This window comes from Streptomyces sp. NRRL S-87, assembly GCF_000719335.1.
GTDB lineage: Bacteria > Actinomycetota > Actinomycetes > Streptomycetales > Streptomycetaceae > Streptomyces.
In genome coordinates this window covers 110,697-128,383 of the sequence record NZ_JOGB01000027.1, presented here as the reverse complement: position 1 = coordinate 128,383, position 17,687 = coordinate 110,697, and the positions used below count along the sequence as shown (strand labels likewise).

Annotated in this window: 14 protein-coding genes; 11 read left to right on the top strand and 3 right to left on the bottom strand. The window is 73.1% G+C overall.

Annotated elements, in window-relative coordinates; translation table 11 throughout:
- The first annotated feature begins 435 nt into the window (after positions 1–435).
- The 3 genes from IF43_RS0119055 to IF43_RS43515 all read left to right on the top strand — a co-directional run bounded on the left by IF43_RS0119055 (position 436) and on the right by IF43_RS43515 (position 6,352).
- Entirely contained in the window at positions 436–2,319 is a 1,884-nt protein-coding gene (locus IF43_RS0119055) for a long-chain fatty acid--CoA ligase (protein WP_030201839.1), read from the top strand.
- A 126-nt stretch (positions 2,320–2,445) separates the two neighbouring features.
- Entirely contained in the window at positions 2,446–4,011 is a 1,566-nt protein-coding gene (locus IF43_RS0119050; protein ID WP_107048523.1) for an alpha/beta hydrolase, read from the top strand.
- Between the two features lie 610 nt (positions 4,012–4,621).
- Positions 4,622–6,352 carry a lytic transglycosylase domain-containing protein gene (locus IF43_RS43515; RefSeq protein WP_030201835.1) on the top strand — a complete coding sequence of 577 codons (1,731 nt, stop codon included), beginning with the start codon at positions 4,622–4,624 and terminating at the stop codon, positions 6,350–6,352.
- 173 nt (positions 6,353–6,525) lie between these two features.
- On the opposite strand, the gene IF43_RS0119040 is transcribed toward IF43_RS43515, so the two are convergent.
- The gene (locus IF43_RS0119040) at positions 6,526–6,729 is read right to left on the bottom strand and encodes a cold-shock protein (protein WP_003967102.1); all 204 of its coding nucleotides are present in this window, start codon (positions 6,727–6,729) and stop codon (positions 6,526–6,528) included.
- A 237-nt stretch (positions 6,730–6,966) separates the two neighbouring features.
- Here IF43_RS0119040 and IF43_RS0119035 point away from each other — a divergent pair, with 237 nt between their 5' ends.
- Entirely contained in the window at positions 6,967–7,800 is an 834-nt protein-coding gene (locus IF43_RS0119035) for a menaquinone biosynthetic enzyme MqnA/MqnD family protein (protein ID WP_030201832.1), read from the top strand.
- A gap of 124 nt (positions 7,801–7,924) precedes the next feature.
- On the opposite strand, the gene IF43_RS0119030 is transcribed toward IF43_RS0119035, so the two are convergent.
- Entirely contained in the window at positions 7,925–9,058 is a 1,134-nt protein-coding gene (locus IF43_RS0119030) for an esterase family protein (protein ID WP_078910281.1), read from the bottom strand.
- A gap of 215 nt (positions 9,059–9,273) precedes the next feature.
- Here IF43_RS0119030 and IF43_RS0119025 point away from each other — a divergent pair, with 215 nt between their 5' ends.
- The 6 genes from IF43_RS0119025 (at position 9,274) to IF43_RS0119000 (ending at position 15,568) form a co-directional block, all read left to right on the top strand.
- Positions 9,274–11,199 carry a serine/threonine-protein kinase gene (locus tag IF43_RS0119025; RefSeq protein ID WP_030201826.1) on the top strand — a complete coding sequence of 642 codons (1,926 nt, stop codon included), beginning with the start codon at positions 9,274–9,276 and terminating at the stop codon, positions 11,197–11,199.
- A gap of 84 nt (positions 11,200–11,283) precedes the next feature.
- Positions 11,284–12,483: a cyclic dehypoxanthinyl futalosine synthase gene (mqnC, locus tag IF43_RS0119020; protein ID WP_030201825.1), complete on the top strand. Its 1,200-nt coding sequence runs from the start codon at positions 11,284–11,286 to the stop codon at positions 12,481–12,483.
- A gap of 9 nt (positions 12,484–12,492) precedes the next feature.
- Positions 12,493–13,146, top strand: coding sequence for a hypothetical protein (locus tag IF43_RS0119015; protein WP_030201823.1), 654 nt, complete (start codon positions 12,493–12,495; stop codon positions 13,144–13,146).
- Positions 13,147–13,258: 112 nt separating this feature from the next.
- A complete protein-coding gene (locus IF43_RS0119010) occupies positions 13,259–13,906 on the top strand; it encodes a Uma2 family endonuclease (protein ID WP_051795616.1) in 648 nt (215 codons plus the stop codon).
- Positions 13,903–14,601, top strand: a complete 699-nt coding sequence (locus IF43_RS0119005; protein WP_030201818.1) for a demethylmenaquinone methyltransferase — start codon at positions 13,903–13,905, stop codon at positions 14,599–14,601. Before IF43_RS0119010 ends, IF43_RS0119005 begins: the two co-directional genes overlap by 4 nt.
- A gap of 43 nt (positions 14,602–14,644) precedes the next feature.
- The gene (locus IF43_RS0119000) at positions 14,645–15,568 is read left to right on the top strand and encodes a glutaminase (protein ID WP_030201816.1); all 924 of its coding nucleotides are present in this window, start codon (positions 14,645–14,647) and stop codon (positions 15,566–15,568) included.
- A gap of 39 nt (positions 15,569–15,607) precedes the next feature.
- Here the strand turns inward: IF43_RS0119000 and IF43_RS0118995 are convergent, their stop codons facing one another.
- The gene (locus IF43_RS0118995) at positions 15,608–16,111 is read right to left on the bottom strand and encodes a GNAT family N-acetyltransferase (RefSeq protein WP_030201813.1); all 504 of its coding nucleotides are present in this window, start codon (positions 16,109–16,111) and stop codon (positions 15,608–15,610) included.
- A 101-nt stretch (positions 16,112–16,212) separates the two neighbouring features.
- On the opposite strand from IF43_RS0118995, the gene IF43_RS0118990 reads away from it, so the two are divergent.
- Positions 16,213–17,496: a geranylgeranyl reductase family protein gene (locus tag IF43_RS0118990; RefSeq protein ID WP_030201810.1), complete on the top strand. Its 1,284-nt coding sequence runs from the start codon at positions 16,213–16,215 to the stop codon at positions 17,494–17,496.
- Positions 17,497–17,687 lie beyond the last annotated feature (191 nt).

The following is a 17,687-nucleotide window of genomic DNA, read 5'->3' as shown; positions in this document are numbered from 1 at the left end:
GGCAAGGGGCTTCGCCCTGGCCTGCGGCCACCCCTGGCCCGGGCCTGCCTCCGGTCCAGCCTGCCACCCCTGTCAAGCGCCTCCCCCACACACCACGGGGCGGAGGGGGCGGGTCGGAAGGGGTCATCCGCCAGCGGTGTTGAGGGGGCTGGGTCCGCTCGGCGGTCGGTGCGCGGAGGTGCGCCGTACAGCGGGGTGGTCGGGAGCCCGGAGGTGCGTGCCGCGCCACGGTCGGACCGTACGCCGAGGGGCGGTCTGGGGTGGGACGGTGACGTGCGCCGGCCGTGGGGGACCCGCGGATGGTCTGCGCATGGTGTGCGCAGGGGGTGCGAAGGCCCTGCGAAACGGTGGCGTGGGGGTTCACGGCGTGCTTACCCAGCAGTAAATTACCGGCGGTAACCTCCGAGTCGCCGAGGAGAGCCCGTGTCCCAGTCCGTGTCCGCCCCGCCGCCCGCGCCCGGCGCTCCGGTCAAGACCGTGGTCCAGCAGGTGGTCCGGGAGGTGTACGTGCCGCCCCTGGTCACCCCGCCCCTCCAGGGCTCCCTGGGCGACATCCCCTTCCTCAACGCGCAGGAGGCCCCCACCGCCCCCGTGCTCGCCCGCAAGCAGCCCGACGGCAGCTGGCGCGACGTCACCGCCGCCGAGTTCGCGGCCGAGGTGCTGGCCGTCGCCAAGGGGCTCATCGCCCAGGGCCTGGAATGGGGCGACCGCATCGCGATCATGGCGCGGACGACGTACGAGTGGACCCTGCTCGACTTCGCCGCCTGGGCCGCCGGGCTGATCACCGTGCCGATCTACCCCACCTCCTCCGCGCTGCAGGCGCGCTGGATCATCCACGACTCGGGTGCCGTCGCCTGCGCCGTCGAGGACACCGCCCAGGCCCGGCTCATCAGCGGCGAACGGGCCCAGCTTCCCGGGCTCGTGCACCTCTGGGAGTTCGACACCGGGGCCATCGCGCAGCTCGTCCGGGCCGGTGAGGCCGTCCCCGACGTGGCGGTCCTCGCCCGGCGCGCCCACACCGCGCCGCAGACCGTGGCCACCGTCATCTACACCTCCGGCACCACCGGCACCCCCAAGGGCTGCGTCATCACCCACGGCAACCTCTTCGCCGAGGTCGACAACGCCGTCGAACTGCTGCACCCCGTCTTCAAGTCGGTCAGCAAGGATCCCGCCTCGACGCTGCTCTTCCTGCCGCTCTCGCACGTCTTCGGGCGCATGGTCGTCGTCGCCTGCATGCGCGCCCGGGTCAAGCTCGGACATGCGCCGAGCATCGCCACCGACGAGCTCCTCGCCGACCTGGCCGGCTTCCGGCCGACCTTCCTCCTCGCCATCCCGTACGTCCTGGAGAAGGTCTACAACACCGGCCGCGCGACGGCCGAGAAGATCGGCCGCGGGTCCTCCTTCGACCGCGCCGCCCGGATCGCGCAGCGCTGGGGCGAGGCCCACCACAACGGCAACCGCGGCAGCCTCGGCCTGCGCGCCGCCCGGGCCCTGTACGACCCGCTGGTCTACCGACGCATCCGCAGCGCCCTCGGCGGCCGCGTCAAGTACGTGATCAGCGGCGGCTCGCCCCTGGGCCACCGCCTCGCCGCCTTCTACGCCGGCGCCGGCATCGAGGTGTTCGAGGGGTACGGGCTCACCGAGACCTGCGGCGCCAGTACGGTCACCCCGCCGCTGAGCCCCCGCCTCGGCACGGTCGGCTGGCCGCTGCCCGGGACCGCCGTGCGCATCGCCGCGGACGGTGAGGTGCTGCTGCGCGGCGGGCACGTCTTCGGCGGCTACTGGGACTCCGCGCGCGGGACGGTCGTCCCGGCCACCGACCACGAGCAGTGGTTCCCCACCGGCGACCTCGGCGTCCTCGACACCGAGGGCTACCTCACCATCACCGGCCGCAAGAAGGACATCCTCATCACCTCCGGGGGCAAGAACGTCGCCCCCGCCCCGCTGGAGGACTGGCTGCGCGCCCACCCGCTGGTCGGCCAGTGCCTGGTCGTCGGCGACAACCGGCCGTACGTCGCCGCGCTCGTCACCCTCGACCCCGACGGGCTGTTCCACTGGCGCCAGATGCGCAAGAAGCAGGACGTGCGGATGGCCCAGCTGGTGCACGACGAGGAGCTGAGGGCCGACCTCCAGCGGGCCGTGGACGACGCGAACCGGCTCGTGTCGCGGGCCGAGTCGATCCGCCGCTTCGCCGTCCTGCCGGTGGAGTTCAGTGAGGCCTCCGGGCACCTGACGCCCTCGCTGAAGCTGCGCCGGGCCGCGATCGTCCGCGACTTCGAGCGGGAGATCGACGAGTTGTACGGGACCTGGACGAGTTAGCCGTGCCGTTCGGGGGCGTCGCCCTGTGCGGGCGGCCCGTACCCCGGGCGGCCGGTCTCCGCACGCCGGGCGGGGTGCGGAGGCGGCCCGTATGGTGGCTGCGGGGACGACCCCTGGGAGGTGCCGATGCACCGGCCTCGCACGACCCTGCTCTGCGCCGCCGTCCTGGCGGCCACCGCGCTCGCCGCCGCGCCGGGCCCGGGCCCGAGCCCCACGCCGACCGGCGACCCGCTCGCCCGGTTCTACCGGCAGCAGATCACCTGGGGCCGGTGCGTCGAACCCGGCCCCGCCGACATGCGCTGCGGCACGCTGACCGTCCCGCTCGACTACGCCCGCCCCGCCAAGGGCACCGTCGACCTCGTCGTCTCCCGCATCCCCGCCAGCGGCCCGCACCGCCGCGGCCCGCTCGTCCTCAACTTCGGCGGCCCGGGCGTCCCCGGCGTCGCCACCCTCGCCGTCGCCGCACGCAGCTTCGCCGACCTCCGCGAGAGCTACGACCTGGTCGCCTTCGACCCCCGCGGTGTCGGCCAGAGCGCCCCCATCAGCTGTGGCGGGGCCCTGGCCACGGCCGGCACCGGCACCACCGCCGACCAGCAGCTCCAGTCCCTGCGCGCGACCGCCACGGCGTGCGAACGCCACTCCGGGCCGGTCCTGCCGTACGTCGGCACGGCCAACGTCGCCCGCGACATGGACGTGCTGCGCCAGGCACTGGGCCGGAGCCGCCTCGACTACCTCGGCTTCTCGTACGGGACCCGGATCGGCGCGGCCTACGCGGCCGAGTTCCCGCACCGCACCGGCCGGATGGCCCTCGACGGCGTCGACAACCTCACCGAGCCGCTCACCGAGCAGGCGAGGGTCACGGCGGAGGGCCAGCAGCGCGCCCTCGACAACTTCCTGACCTGGTGCACGCACCGCCCGGACTGCGTGTACGGGACCAACGCCCGCACCGCCAAGGACCGCGTCCGCGCACTGATCCGGAACCTGGACGCGGAGCCGCTGGTGGGCCACGACGGGTCGCAGTTCACCGGCCAGGACACGGTGGTGGCGATCGGCGCCGCCCTGTACGCGCAGGCCAACTGGCCGCTGCTCGCCGACGCGCTCGCCCGCGTGGAGCGGCAGCACGACCCGAGCGGCCTGATCGAGCTGGCCGGTGCCGTGGCCCCCGACCCGGAGCCCCCGTACGAGCCCGATCCCACGCCCTCGGGCAGCGGTGGCACGGGCGGCGTCGTCGGCACCGCCGAGGTGCCGGCCGACAACATGGACGCCGCGCTGATCGCGGTGAACTGCGCCGACGACCCCGACGGGCGCCGCGACGGCAGCACCGCCGCGGTGATCCGGGAGATCCTGTCGCTCCAGGCCGAGTTCCAGGCCGCCTCCCCGGTCTTCGGTCCGGCCCAGCTCGGCACGGTGCTGGCCTGCTACGGCCGCCCCGCGGGCAGCGACTTCGTACGGAAGATAGACCGCCCCGGTGCCCCGCGGATCCTGCTCGTCGGCACCCGCGGCGACCCGGCCACCCCGTACCGCTGGACCGAGGAGACCGCCGCCCGGCTCGGCAACGTCACGGTCGTCGACTACAAGGGCGACGGCCACACCGGGTACGGGGCCTCCGCCTGCGTGCGCGACAAGGTCAACGCGTACCTGGTGGACGGCACCCTGCCCCACGGAACGCGCTCGTGCCCGGCGGGGGAGTGAGGGCTCCCGCCGGGCACGGGCGTCACGCCTCGCCGCACGGGGCCCAGTAGTTGGAGGGCGCCGGGCTTCCCGGCGTCCCGTGGTGCGTCCGCGTCCGCGTCCGCGTCCACGTCCCCCGTGGTGGTGGTGGTGGTGGCGGACGCGGGGGTGCGGCGGCCGAGAGTGAGGGGGCGGCGGCGAGGGCGGTGCTGCGGGTGCGCGTGCGCAAGGGCGGCTCTCCCACCGGTCCCGTGGAGGGGGCAGGCGAGGAGACCCCAGTGACGTGTCGTCAGGTCGTTGCCGGGCGCGGCCGCGAAAGCGCGTGTCTTCCCGCCCGGTTCACCCGCGCGACACCCCCGAAGGGGAAGAATAGTGATAAATCGGTGTGCTCCGGGCGCGCGGGTCGTCGTCTTCGCTCCGCGGTGGCCGTCGGGCTCCGACGGACCTCAACGCCCGCCCAGGGCTCCTGAAATGCCCGCTATGCACCATTGCCCTGAAGGGCACCGGGACGGGCAGGTGAACAGTCCGTCATAAAGGTGAGGGGGGACGGCGAGTCGAGGGCGAAGACCTGATAGACAGTGAATATTCACGGCTTGACTCGGCCCGCACGCCTTGGGGGGAACGCCGCACTGTGAAGCCTCTTCGCCGACATCTCATCAGCACCTCGCGCAAGGTGCTGTGCACGGCCGCCCTGGCGGCCAGCCTGACCACGGCCGCGGTCGTCGGCAACCCGCCGACCGCCGACGCGGGCGAGTCCGCTCCGACCCCGGACAGCCCGCAGGCCACCGACCGCGGCAACCCGCGGCTGACCCTGCCCGACCTCGCCGCCCCCGCGCCGCCGACCGCCGGCGGCACGGGCCCCGGCGGCACGTCGAACAACGGGATCCCCGCGACCGCCCTGGACGCGTACAAGCGGGCCGAACTGGCCGTGGGCGCCGCGCTGCCGAACTGCCACCTGCCCTGGCAGCTGGTCGCCGGCATCGGCCGGGTCGAGTCGGTCCACGCCTCCGCCTACGGCCTGAAGGCGGACGGATCGACCGAGCGGCCGATCCGCGGCCCCCGCCTCGACGGCAACGGCTTCGCGAAGATCCTCGACACCGACAAGGGTGCCTTCGACGGGGACGGGCAGTTCGACCGGGCGGTCGGGCCGCTGCAGTTCATCCCGTCCACCTGGGCGCAGTGGGGGGCCGACGGCAACGCGGACGGCACCCGCAACCCCAACAACATCTACGACGCGGCCCTCGGTGCCGGCCTCTACCTCTGCGCCGGCGACAAGGACCTGCGGCGGGCCCAGGACCTCGACCGGGCCGTCCTGAGCTACAACAGCTCGCGCGAGTACGTGAACACGGTGCTCGCATGGATGCGGCTGTACCAGAACGGCGTGGACGGGGTCACGAACCCGCCCGCCACGGTCCCGCCCAACGACACGGTCCCGCCCGTGACCCAGCCGCCGTACACGGACCCGCCGAACCGGACCCTGCCCCAGCCCAGGCCGAAGCCCAAGCCGAAGCCGGAGAAGCCCAAGCCGGAGAAGCCGAAGCCGGAGAAGCCGCAGCCCACGGTGGCCGGGCTGGAGCGGCTCGGCGACGGCACGCTGCAGGCCGAGGCGGGCTCCGAGTTCACGGAGAAGGCCCAGGCCAAGGCGAAGCTCAGCGACGGCAAGGCGGCCGCGAAGGCGGTCGTGGTCTTCGAGATCGAGGGCGACACCTCCGGCACGGTCTTCGCCGGTACGGGCAAGACGCACGCGGTCGTGAAGACCGACGCGGCCGGCATCGCCACCGCACCGGTCCTCAGGGCGGGCGACAAGGCCGGCGACAAGCCGGGCGCCTTCACCCTGCGGGCCACGGTGTACGGGACGACGCACGAGTACACGGTGAAGTACGCGGGCACCGTCACGCCGAAGCCGGCGCCGGTCGTCAGGAAGCTCGTGCGCACCGGCGAGGACGCCGACAAGGCGCTCGTGGCCGAGGTCGGCGACGAGAAGTTCAAGCAGTCGGTGAGCGTGCTGGCCGCGGACGCCGACGGCAAGGGCGTCGCCGGGACCGTGGTGACCGCCGGCCTGCTGGCGAAGGACAAGGCCGGGGAGTGGGTGCCGGCCGAGACCGGCCCGTACTTCCAGGACGGCGACGGGCGGACCGTACGCAAGCTGGAGCTGAAGCCGGCCGACGCGTCGGGGCGGGTCGACCTCCCGGCCGTCCGCCTCGCCGAGGACGTCGAGCCGGGCACCTACCGGCTCCGGCTGACCACGCCCGACGGCATCGAGCTGGTGCTCGACCTGGAGGTCAGGAAGGCGGCGGACGCCGACCCGGAGAAGGACCCGAATCCGGAGGCGTCGGCCACCCCGCCGGCCACCAAGCCGTAGCCCCTCCCGGGGGCCCGCCCTTCGGGGCGGCCCCCGGGCCGGTGCCCCGAACGGGCGGAGCCCCGAAGAGCACCGGAGCCCCCAAAGGCAGGAGCCCCGTCCCCTCGCTCGTGCGAGGGCGGGGCTCCTTGGGTACTGCTAATCCCGACCGCGATCCGGTCGGCCCGGGCAACTTAGGCCGGGGTGACGTTCTCCGCCTGCGGGCCCTTCGGGCCCTGCGTGACGTCGAAGTTCACGACCTGGTTCTCCTCGAGGGAGCGGAAGCCAGACGCGTTGATCGCGGAGTAGTGGACGAAGACATCCGGGCCGCCGCCGTCCTGGGCGATGAAGCCGAAGCCCTTTTCAGCGTTGAACCACTTCACGGTTCCGGTAGCCATAAGCCCTCCTTGGGCCAAAGGGTTGCCCTGCTCCAGAACCTGCTAAGAAGTCTGAAAACTACAAAAGCCTGCGGGGTCACATGCTCCGCAGGCTCTGTACTGCAAGGGAAACCAAACTGCAACTTGCGTCGAGCCTAGCACGCAGAGTGCGCGCAGGGGTAGAGGGAAAGATCACGTCACCCGGACGTTTGACACCCCTGTCCGATGCTGACGAACACCGGCGGCTAGTCTCGCGATGTGGACGCCAATCGCTGCCGGCCCCGGGTCGGCCACATTCAGTTCCTGAACTGCCTGCCGCTCTACTGGGGCCTCGCCCGGACCGGCACGCTGCTGGACCTGGAGCTCACCAAGGACACCCCCGAGAAGCTCAGCGAGCAGCTCGTGGCCGGTGAGCTGGACATCGCCCCCGTCACCCTCGTCGAGTTCCTGAAGAACGCCGACTCGCTCGTCGCCTTCCCCGACCTCGCGGTCGGCTGCGACGGCCCGGTCATGTCCTGCGTGATCGTCTCCCAGGTGCCGCTGGAGCAGCTGGACGGCGCCCGCGTGGCCCTCGGCTCCACCTCCCGGACGTCCGTACGGCTCGCCCAGTTGCTGCTCGCCGAGCAGTACGGCGTGCGCCCGGAGTACTTCAGCTGCCCGCCCGACCTCGGCCTGATGATGCAGGAGGCGGACGCGGCCGTACTGATCGGGGACGCGGCCCTGCGGGCCTCCCTCCACGACGCCCCGCGGCTCGGCCTCACGGTCCATGACCTGGGGCTCATGTGGAAGGAGTGGACCGGGCTGCCGTTCGTCTTCGCCGTGTGGGCGGCCCGCAGGGACTACCTCCGGCGCGAGCCCGTCGTGGTCGGCAAGGTCCACGAGGCGTTCCTGGCCTCCCGCGACCTGTCGCTGGAGGAGGTCACCAAGGTGGCCGAGCAGGCGGCCCGCTGGGAGGCCTTCGACGCGGAGCTGCTCGAGCGGTACTTCACCACGCTGGACTTCCGCTTCGGCCCCGACCAGCTGGCCGGCGTACGGGAGTTCGCCCGCCGCACCGGGGTCGGGCACGTGGACGTGGCGCTCCTCGAGCGGTAGTCCGGCCGCCCTCAGGCCCTCGTCGAGAGGGCCCGGAGGGCCGGGGCGGCCCGCCCCGGGGGACCGCCCCGACGGCCCGCCCGACGGCCCGCCCCGGGCCGACTCGGGACCGACTCGGGACCGCTCAGGAGGCCGGGATCGGGGGCTGGAGGACGTCGCTGATCCACTTCATCGTGCCCTCGTTCATGCCCTCGATGTAGGTGCGGGCGTTGTGGTCGCCGCCCTGGATGATCTGCAAGCGGGTTTTGACCGGACCTTTGCCGAAATTGTCGATGAAATTCTGCACCTTCTGAAGTGTTCCGTGCTCCTTCGAGCCCACCTGGAACGCCAGATACACGTCGGGTCCGCCATTGGCGATCAGCTGCGGGGCGAGCCGCTCCGGATTGTTCGCTTCCCGTTCATCCTCGTACCCCTCCCACAAGGGTGAGTCGGGGACGATGTCCGGACCGGAGGCGATCACGGCCTTGAATTTCTCCGGGTACTGCAGCACCGACTTCAGGGCCACGAATCCGCCCGAGGACGACCCCATGAAGGCCCAGCCGTCCCGGGTCTTGAACGTCCGGAAATTGGCCCGGACGAGATCGGGCACGTCCTCCGTCATCCAGGTGCCCATCCTGGGCTGGTCCGGGATGTCGCTGCCGTCGTAGTAGTGCTTCTTGTTCGGGTTCAGCACCGGCATCACCACGATGAAGGGCAGGCCCTTCCCCTCCTGCGACCAGCGCGCGATGCTGCGCTGCAGCCCGAGGCCCGCACCGATCCAGTAGTTGCGGGGGTAGCCGTAGCTGCCGGGCAGGGCGATCAGCACGGGGAAGCCGCTGTTGGCGTACTTCGGGTCGAAGTACTGCTTCGGCGCCCAGACCCACACCTGGCCCGTGAACCCCGACTTCGGTCCTGTGTACGTCGTCACGCCGATGGTGGTGCCGTCGGCGAGCCGGCTCTCCTCGCGGAACTCGGCGCGCGGCCCCGTGGGCAGCTGCGTCAGCCGCTCCGAGAGGGAGACCCGCTGCTGCCGCTTGCCCGTGCCCGGCGAGCCGGACGGGGCGCCGGCCGAGGGGCTCGGGGCGTCGAAGCTGACCGGGGCGCCGGGGCCGCCGCAGCCGGCGGCCAGGAGCGCGGCGAGGGCTGCGGCCCCGACCGCTGCGGCGATCCGTCTGCGCGCGCCGGACCCGCTGGACGCGGCGCCCGCACGGGTCGTCGCGGACCCGTGGGATATCGGGCGGTGCGGCTCGGTCGGACGGGGCGTGGCGCGGTGGATCATCTGGACACGGTCGCACGCTCCGGCAAGATCCGCTTAATCCGGTGTTCATCGGATGTGCCGTTCATGTGAGGAAGCGGCCGGGGGCCGGCGCCGCGGGTGGCCGTGGCCGCGGCCGTGGGGAAGCGGGGGCCGGGCACGGCTAGGGTGCTCGCGTCAGGGGGACGGACGTCACGGGGGCCGTGGCAGGCCCGACGGGACAGGCAGGGGAGGCGCGCATGCATCCGCTCGACGCGGACGAACCGCGGAACATCGGCGGGTACCGGCTGCTCGGCAGGCTCGGGGCGGGCGGCATGGGCCGCGTCTACCTCGGCCGCAGCGCGGGCGGCCGGACGGTGGCGATCAAGATCGTGCATCCGCACTTCGCCCTCGACGAGGAGTTCCGCACCCGCTTCCGCCGGGAGGTCGCGGCCGCCCGCCGGGTGGGCGGCGACTGGACGGCCCCGGTCCTCGACGCCGACCCCGAGGCGGCCGTGCCGTGGGTGGCGACCGGCTACGTGGCCGGGCCCTCGCTGGACCGCGCGGTGGCCGCGCACGGCCCGCTGCCGGAGGCCTGCGTACGGGCCCTGGGCGCGGGGCTGGCCGAGGCGCTGGCGGCGGTGCACGGGCTCGGGCTGGTGCACCGGGACGTGAAGCCCTCGAACGTGATGCTGACCCTGGACGGGCCGCGCCTCATCGACTTCGGCATCGCCCGCGCCTCGGACGGCACGGCCTCCCTCACCTCCACCGGGGTCTCGATCGGCTCGCCGGGCTACATGGCGCCGGAGCAGATCCTGGGCAGGGGGACGACGGCGGCCGCGGACGTGTTCTCGCTGGGCGCGGTCCTGGCGTACGCGGCCACGGGCGAGCCGCCGTACACCGGCGACAACTCGGCCACGCTCCTCTACAAGGTGGTGCACGAGGAGCCGGAGCTGGGCCGGGTGCCGGGGGCGGGCGGGCTGCGCGAGCTGGTGGCGGCCTGCCTGGCCAAGGACCCGGCCGCCCGGCCCGCGCCCGCGGAGCTGTCGGCGGCGCTGGCCCCGGGCGGGGCGGCGGCCGGCTACGTGGCGGGATGGCTGCCGCCGGCGCTGGTCGAGGAGGTCTCGCGGACGGCGGTCCGGCTGCTGGACCTGGAGGCGGGCCCGGCGGAACCCGCGGGCCCGGCGCACACCGCGGGCCCGGCGCCCACCGCCGGGGCACCGTTCGCGACGGGCTCCGCGGCCGCGTACGGGGCGGGGAGCGCCCACGGCAGCGCGGCCCGGCACGCCACGGCGACCGGGACCGGGGGCACCGGGACCCCCGACCCCGCGGGGACCCCGCTCGCCGGCGCCGGCCCGTACGGCTCCGGGGCCGGTGCGGTGGCGGCAGGCGGGGCGTACGGGCCGCCGGACGCCTCGTACGGCCCGGCGTACCCGGCCACCGCGACCGGCGTCCCCGGCCCGCGGACGGCCGGCGGTGCGGGCGGCTCCGCGGACTCCGCGGGGACGGCGGGGGGCGCCGCCGAGGGGGCCGGCGGGCTGACGGTCTCGGCACGGGCCGGACGGCGGGTCAGCTGCACCGTGACCCTGGCGGTGGCGGCCGCGCTGGCCGCGGTGGGCCTGGGCGGGCTGTACGCCATGGACCTGCTGCCGGGCCGGGGAGCGCGGCACGACTCCGCGAGCGGCTCCGACGCGTCGAGGCCGGGTGCCACGCCGGGCACCCGCGGCCCGAGCGGCTCCGACGACGACGGCGACGGCACCCCGGACACCCGCACCGCGGGCCCGGGCACGTCCTCCCCCGACACCGGCGCCGCCGGCCGGGACACCGTTCCGGCGGCCCTCACCGGCACCTGGAAGGGCACGGTGAAGACCAGGAACCTCGGCGTGCCGGTGCAGTTCGAGATCACCATCAAGGCGGGTCGCACCGGCGAGTTCGTGGGCCGCGACAGGTCCGTGATGGACCTGCTCGGCACCCGCTACGACTGCAGCGGCGACTGGAAGCTGGCGAAGGCCACGGACCGCTCGCTGGTGCTCGACACCAGCGGCGGCCCCAATCCGCACCCGGGCGTGTGCGCCGACGGCTCCCCGAACGAGCGCTTCACCCTCAACGCGGACGGCACGCTGCACTACGCCTCGGGCGACGCGGCGGCCGGCAACCCGGAGGGCGACCTGACCAGGCAGGGCTGACGGAACCGGCCCGGGGGGCTGGCGTAGGCTGGATCGGTCCGTACCTCTTGACAGCTCCTGACACCACCGAAAGGTGAGGCACCGGTGACCGACCAGGCCGCTCTCCAGTCTGTCCTCGACCGCGCCGCCGAGGGGGGTCGGATCTCCGCCGAGGAGGCGCTGGACCTCTACCGGCACGCGCCGCTGCACGCCCTCGGCTCGGCCGCGGACACCGTCCGCCGCCGCCGCTACGCGGGTACCGAGCACATCGCGACGTACATCATCGAGCGGAACATCAACTACACGAACGTCTGCGTCACCGCCTGCAAGTTCTGCGCCTTCTACGCGGCCCCCAAGGACACGAAGAAGGGCTGGACCCGCGACCTCGACGACATCCTGCGCCGCTGCGCGGAGACCGTGGAGCTGGGCGGCACGCAGATCATGTTCCAGGGCGGCCACCACCCGGACTTCGGCGTGGAGTACTACGAGCAGCACTTCGCCGCCATCAAGAAGGACTTCCCGCAGCTGGTCATCCACTCCCTCGGCGCGTCCGAGGTCGAGCACATGGCCCGCATCTCCGGCGTGAGCGCCGAGGAGGCGATCAAGCGGATCCACGCGGCCGGCCTGGACTCCTTCGCGGGCGCGGGCGCCGAACTGCTCCCCGAGCGGCCGCGCAAGGCGATCGCGCCGTTGAAGGAGTCCGGTGAGCGCTGGCTGGAGATCATGGAGATCGCCCACGGCCTGGGCGTGGAGTCCACCTCCACCATGCTCATGGGCACGGGCGAGACGAACGCCGAGCGCATCGAGCACATGCGCATGATCCGTGACGTGCAGGACCGGACGGGTGGCTTCCGGGCCTTCATCCCGTACACGTACCAGCCCGAGAACAACCACCTCAAGGGCCGCACCCAGGCGACGATCTTCGAGTACCTGCGGACGATCGCCATCGCCCGGCTGTTCTTCGACAACGTCGCGCACATCCAGGGCTCCTGGCTGACCGTCGGCAAGGAGGCCGGCCAGCTGTCCCTGCACTACGGCGCGGACGACCTGGGCTCGGTCATGCTGGAGGAGAACGTGGTCTCCTCGGCCGGTGCGAAGCACCGCTCCAACCGCCAGGAGCTCATGGACCTGATCCGCAAGGCGGACCGCGTCCCGGCCCAGCGCACCACGACGTACGAGCACGTCGTCGTCCACGACGACCCGGCGAACGACCCGGTCGACGACCGCGTCGTCTCGCACATCTCCTCCACCGCGCTCGAGGGGGGCACCGCCCACCCCGAGCTGAAGCTCCTCGACGCGAACTGAGCCGCGGCCGTGCGCACGCTGCATGCGGCCCCGCTGGTGCTGCCCGGGGGCGCTGCCGCCCCGCTGGCGGGCGGCGCGCTGCTGGTCGAGGCCGACCGGATCGCCGCGATCGGGCCGCAGGCGGAGCTGGCCGAGGCCTATCCCACCGCCCGAATACGGGAGTGGCCCGGGGTCCTCACCCCGGGCCTGCGGCAGCCGCGCGCGGCGTGGCTGCTGACCCGCTGCTACTTCCCGGACCCGCGGGAGTACGCGCTGCTGGGCGCGGAGGTGCTGGGACCGCGGGCGCTCGCGGACCTGGCCCCGGACGCCGCGCGGATGGCGGGCAGCGTGCGCCGCGGGCTCCAGCAGATGCTGCGGCACGGCACCACGGCGGTGGCCCTGCCGCCCGGTGACCCGGCGCTGACCGCCCCGGCGGCCCGGCTGGGCCTGCGCCCGGCCGCCCCCGCGGCGGACCCCGGGGACCGCACGGAGTCGGCCGCGGACCTGGACCCGCTCGCCGCGGCCGGATCCCTCGCGGCGGCCGTGCACGTCCCCCTCGCGCTCGGCGCCCCGGCCGACTTCGCGGTCTTCGACGCCCCCGACGAGCCGGCGCTCCTCACCCGCGGCGCGGCCTCCTGCGTCGCCACGGTCCTCGGCGGACGGCTGCTGTACCGGGGGCGGTGACGCGCCGGCCCCCGCCCGCGCGTCAACTCCGCGCGGGCCGTGGTCATCCCTTCGTGGGTGGGTACTGTCGTATCCGGGGCCGTGTACGACGCCCGCGTCCACACTCGCGTTCATGGGAGCAGTGATGGCGACATCCGGTCGAGACGAGCGGGTCACCGAGGACAACTGGATGTTCCCGCCCGCCGACGGCTGGAGGTTCGACCAGGTCAAACACCTCGACCTCCCCTTCGACTGGGAACTCGTGGACGGAGTCGTGGTGGTCCGGGGTCAGACCAAGCTGTGGCACAACGTGGTGCGCGACAAGATCGCCCGGCATCTTGAGCTGGCACGGGTCGAGCCGTTCGAGGTGGTCACCGAGCAGTGCGTGATGTACGACGACCACAACACCCCCAAGCCGGACGTGATCGTCTACGACCCCACGGGGCTGGACTTCTTCGATCTCGAGTGCGTGCCCGTCGACAAGCTGGCGTTGGCGGTCGAAGTGGTCTCCCCCGGGTCGCGCCAGGACGACCGGGTGCGCAAGCCGGCTCTGTTCGCGAGCGCACTCGTGCCGTACTACTGGCGGGTGGAGATCGGGCGCGATCGCAGCCTGGCCGTCCACGAGTTCTGGCTGCACCACCGACACCGCGAGTACATCGAGGCCCCGGAGACGCCGGTGCACCGGAAGGTGCTGGTCACCGAGCACCCGTACCCGGTCGAGATCGACCTGCGTACCCTGCTCGGCTTCGGGCGCCCGCATACCGGCACAATGGGCACGTGACCCGAGCCTCCCTGGACAAGCAGCCGCACGAAGTCGCCAGCATGTTCGACGACGTCGCCGCGAACTACGACCTCACCAACGACGTGCTGTCCCTCGGCCAGTCCCGCCTGTGGCGCAAGGAGGTGGCCAGGGCGGTGGGCGCCCGTCCGGCGCAGAAGGTGCTCGACCTGGCCGCCGGCACCGCGACCTCCTCGCTGCCCTTCGCGGCCACCGGCGCGTACGTCGTCCCCTGCGACTTCTCGCTGGGCATGCTCCGCGAGGGCAAGCGCAAGCACCCGCACCTGCCCTTCACCGCGGGCGACGGCACGAAGCTGCCGTTCAAGGACGGGGTCTTCGACACCGTCACGATCTCCTTCGGGCTGCGCAACGTGCAGGACACCGAGGGCGCGCTGCGCGAGCTGTACCGGGTCACCAAGCCCGGCGGCAAGGTGGTCATCTGCGAGTTCTCGCAGCCGACCTGGGCGCCCTTCCGGACCGTCTACACCGAGTACCTGATGCGCGCCCTGCCGCCGGTGGCCCGGGCCGTGTCCAGCAACCCCGACGCGTACGTCTACCTCGCCGAGTCCATCCGGGAGTGGCCGGACCAGCCCGCGCTGGCCCAGCTGCTGCAGAAGGCCGGCTGGACCTCGGTCGCCTGGCGGAACCTGACCGGCGGCATCGTGGCCCTGCACCGCGGCACCAAGCCCGCCGAGTAGCCCGCACCCGGCACCACGGCACGGACACGGACAGGGAACGGGCATGAGCACGGTGGTGGACTACCAGGCCGTCCTGGAGCAGGTCGCGGCCGACGTGGCCCCGCTCGTCGGCAGCGGCGAGCCGGCCGCGTACATCCCGGCCCTGGCGGAGGTCGACCCGAAACGCTTCGGCATCGCGGTCGCCGACGTCGACGGGAACGTCTTCGGGGTCGGCGACTGGCGCGTGCCGTTCTCCGCCCAGTCCATCACCAAGGTCTTCACCCTGGCGCTCGTCCTCGCGCACGGCGGGGACAGCGTCTGGGACCACGTGGGCCGCGAGCCCTCCGGCAACCCGTTCAACTCCCTGGTGCAGCTGGAGTACGAGAACGGCATCCCGCGCAACCCGTTCATCAACGCGGGCGCCCTCGTCGTCACCGACCGCCTGCAGACCTGGACCGGCGACGCGAGCAGCGAACTCCTGGAGTTCCTGCGGCGCGAGAGCGGCAACGAGGACCTGGCCTTCGACGCCGAGGTCGCCGCGTCGGAGTCCGCGCACGGCGACCGCAACGCGGCGCTGGCCCACTTCATGGCCTCGTACGGCAACATCGCCAACCCGGTGCCCACCCTGCTCGACCACTACTTCTGGCAGTGCTCGATCGAGACCAGCTGCGCCGACCTCGCACTGGCCGCCCGCTTCCTGGCCCGGCACGGGCTGCTCGCCGACGGCTCGCGGCTGCTCACCCGCAGCGAGGCCAAGCAGGTCAACGCGGTGATGCTGACCTGCGGCACGTACGACGCCGCCGGCGAGTTCGCGTACCGGGTGGGCCTGCCGGGCAAGAGCGGCGTCGGCGGCGGGATCGTCGCCGTGGTGCCCGGGCGGTGCACGCTGTGCGTGTGGAGCCCGGGCCTGGACGAGCGGGGCAACTCGGTGGCGGGCGTCGCCGCGCTCGACCGGTTCACGACGCTGACGGGGCTGTCGGTCTTCTGACGCGGGGCGCCGCCGCGGGACGTCGTATGGGCCGGGACCTCAGAGCGCCAGCCGGTAGCGGTGGCCCCGGCGCTCGCCGCCGCTCAGCGCGAACACCTCCGCCAGCTCCATCCCGAGGCGCTCGGCCACCGCGATCGAGCGGACGTTCGTGGACTCGACCATCGCCACCACCTCCGGCACGCCGGCCGCCCGCACCCTTTCGATGGTTTCGAGGGCCGCCGCGGTGACGTACCCCTTGCCCCAGTACGGCCGGGCCAGCCGCCAGCCGATCTCTATGCCGCCCACCGGGCCCCACTCGCGCGGCCACGGCTGCGCACCGGTGAACCCGATGACCTCGCCGGCCTCGTCGAGCATCGTCCAGAAGCAGAAGCCCAGCTGGGCGTCGTGCATCCGCTGGCGCGCGGTCAGCTCCTCGTACACCGAGAGCTCGGCGGGCCCGCCCTGGAAGCGCATCACCTCGGGATCGTTGAACACCCGGTGCCAGGCGTAGGCGTCCTCCTCGGTCGGCACGCGCAACTGGACGTCGGGGAGCAGCTTGGTCATCGGGGCGGCCCTTCTCGGTGGTGATCGCTCGTCGCTGCATAGACTGCCCATGTCCTGTGCCTTCGGCACGCAGAAATTTCGAGTCGTCGGGAGAACCCGCCGTGGCCGAGTCACTCTCCGAGCACACCGCTGATGTGATCGTCGTCGGGGCCGGGCCGGCCGGCTCCGCCACCGCGTACCACCTGGCCAAGGCCGGACTCGACGTCCTGCTCCTGGAGAAGACGGCCTTTCCGCGCGAGAAGGTCTGCGGCGACGGCCTGACCCCGCGCGCGGTCAAGCAGCTCGTGGCCATGGGCATCGACATCTCGGAAGAGGCCGGCTGGCTGCGGAACAAGGGCCTGCGCATCATCGGCGGTGGGGTGCGGCTCCAGCTGGACTGGCCCGATCTTGCGTCGTTCCCCGACTACGGTCTGGTGCGCAAGCGCGACGACTTCGACGAGCAGCTGGCCCGCAACGCGCAGAAGGCGGGCGCGCGGCTCTACGAGCGGTGCAACGTGGGCGAGCCGATCCGCGACCCGCGCACCGGGCACATCACGGGCGTGCACGCGAAGCTGGGCGACGAGAAGACCCCGGTGACCTTCCACGCCCCGCTGGTGGTCGCGGCCGACGGCAACTCCACGCGCCTGTCGCTGGCCATGGGCCTGCACCGGCGCGAGGACCGGCCGATGGGCGTCGCCGTCCGCACGTACTTCGAGTCCCCGCGGCACGACGACGACTACCTGGAGTCCTGGCTGGAGCTGTGGGACCGGCGCGGCCCGCAGGACCGGCTGCTGCCCGGGTACGGCTGGATCTTCGGCATGGGCGACGGCACGTCCAACGTGGGCCTGGGCATCCTCAACTCCTCCAAGGCCTTCCGGGAGCTGGACTGGCGCGAGGTGCTCAAGGCCTGGTGCGCGTCGATGCCGGCGGACTGGGGCTACACGCCGGAGAACATGACGGGCCCGATCCGCGGTGCCGCGCTGCCGATGGCCTTCAACCGCCAGCCGCACTACACCAAGGGCCTGCTGCTGGTCGGCGACGCCGGCGGCCTGGTGAACCCCTTCAACGGCGAGGGCATCGCCTACGCGATGGAGTCGGGCGCGATCGCGGCCGAGGTCGTCGTCCAGGCGCACGCGCGGTCCACCCCGGCGCAGCGCGAGCTGGCGCTGCACCACTACCCGCGGATCCTCAAGGACACCTACGGCGGCTACTACACGCTGGGCCGCGCCTTCGTGAAGCTGATCGGCAACCCGAAGGTGATGCAGATCGCGGCGCAGCGGGGGCTGACGCACCCGATGCTGATGAAGTTCACGCTCAAGATGCTGGCGAACCTGACCGACCCGTCGGGCGGCGACGCGATGGACCGCATCATCAACGGCCTCTCGAAGGTGGCCCCGAAGGCCTGACGCCGTCCGGGCCACGGCTCCGTCCGCGGGCTCCCGTCCGCCGGGTGCGGGCCGTTGCCCTGCGGGGCCGCTCCCCTACCCGCCCTTTCACCGTTCCCGGGGCTCCGCCCCGGACCCGTTCCGGCGCTCCGCGCCGGTTCGCCTCAAACGCCGGCGGGGCTGGAAATCCAGCCCGCCGGCGTTTGAGGCGC

Coding starts and splice junctions, on each gene's coding strand:
- IF43_RS0119050 (WP_107048523.1), top strand. CDS start 2,446: ATGCACCGGCCTCGCACGACCCTGCTCTGCGCCGCCGTCCTGGCGGCC.
- IF43_RS0119040 (WP_003967102.1), bottom strand. CDS start 6,729: ATGGCTACCGGAACCGTGAAGTGGTTCAACGCTGAAAAGGGCTTCGGC.
- IF43_RS0119030 (WP_078910281.1), bottom strand. CDS start 9,058: ATGATCCACCGCGCCACGCCCCGTCCGACCGAGCCGCACCGCCCGATA.
- IF43_RS0119025 (WP_030201826.1), top strand. CDS start 9,274: ATGCATCCGCTCGACGCGGACGAACCGCGGAACATCGGCGGGTACCGG.
- IF43_RS0119010 (WP_051795616.1), top strand. CDS start 13,259: ATGGGAGCAGTGATGGCGACATCCGGTCGAGACGAGCGGGTCACCGAG.
- IF43_RS0119000 (WP_030201816.1), top strand. CDS start 14,645: ATGAGCACGGTGGTGGACTACCAGGCCGTCCTGGAGCAGGTCGCGGCC.
- IF43_RS0118995 (WP_030201813.1), bottom strand. CDS start 16,111: ATGACCAAGCTGCTCCCCGACGTCCAGTTGCGCGTGCCGACCGAGGAG.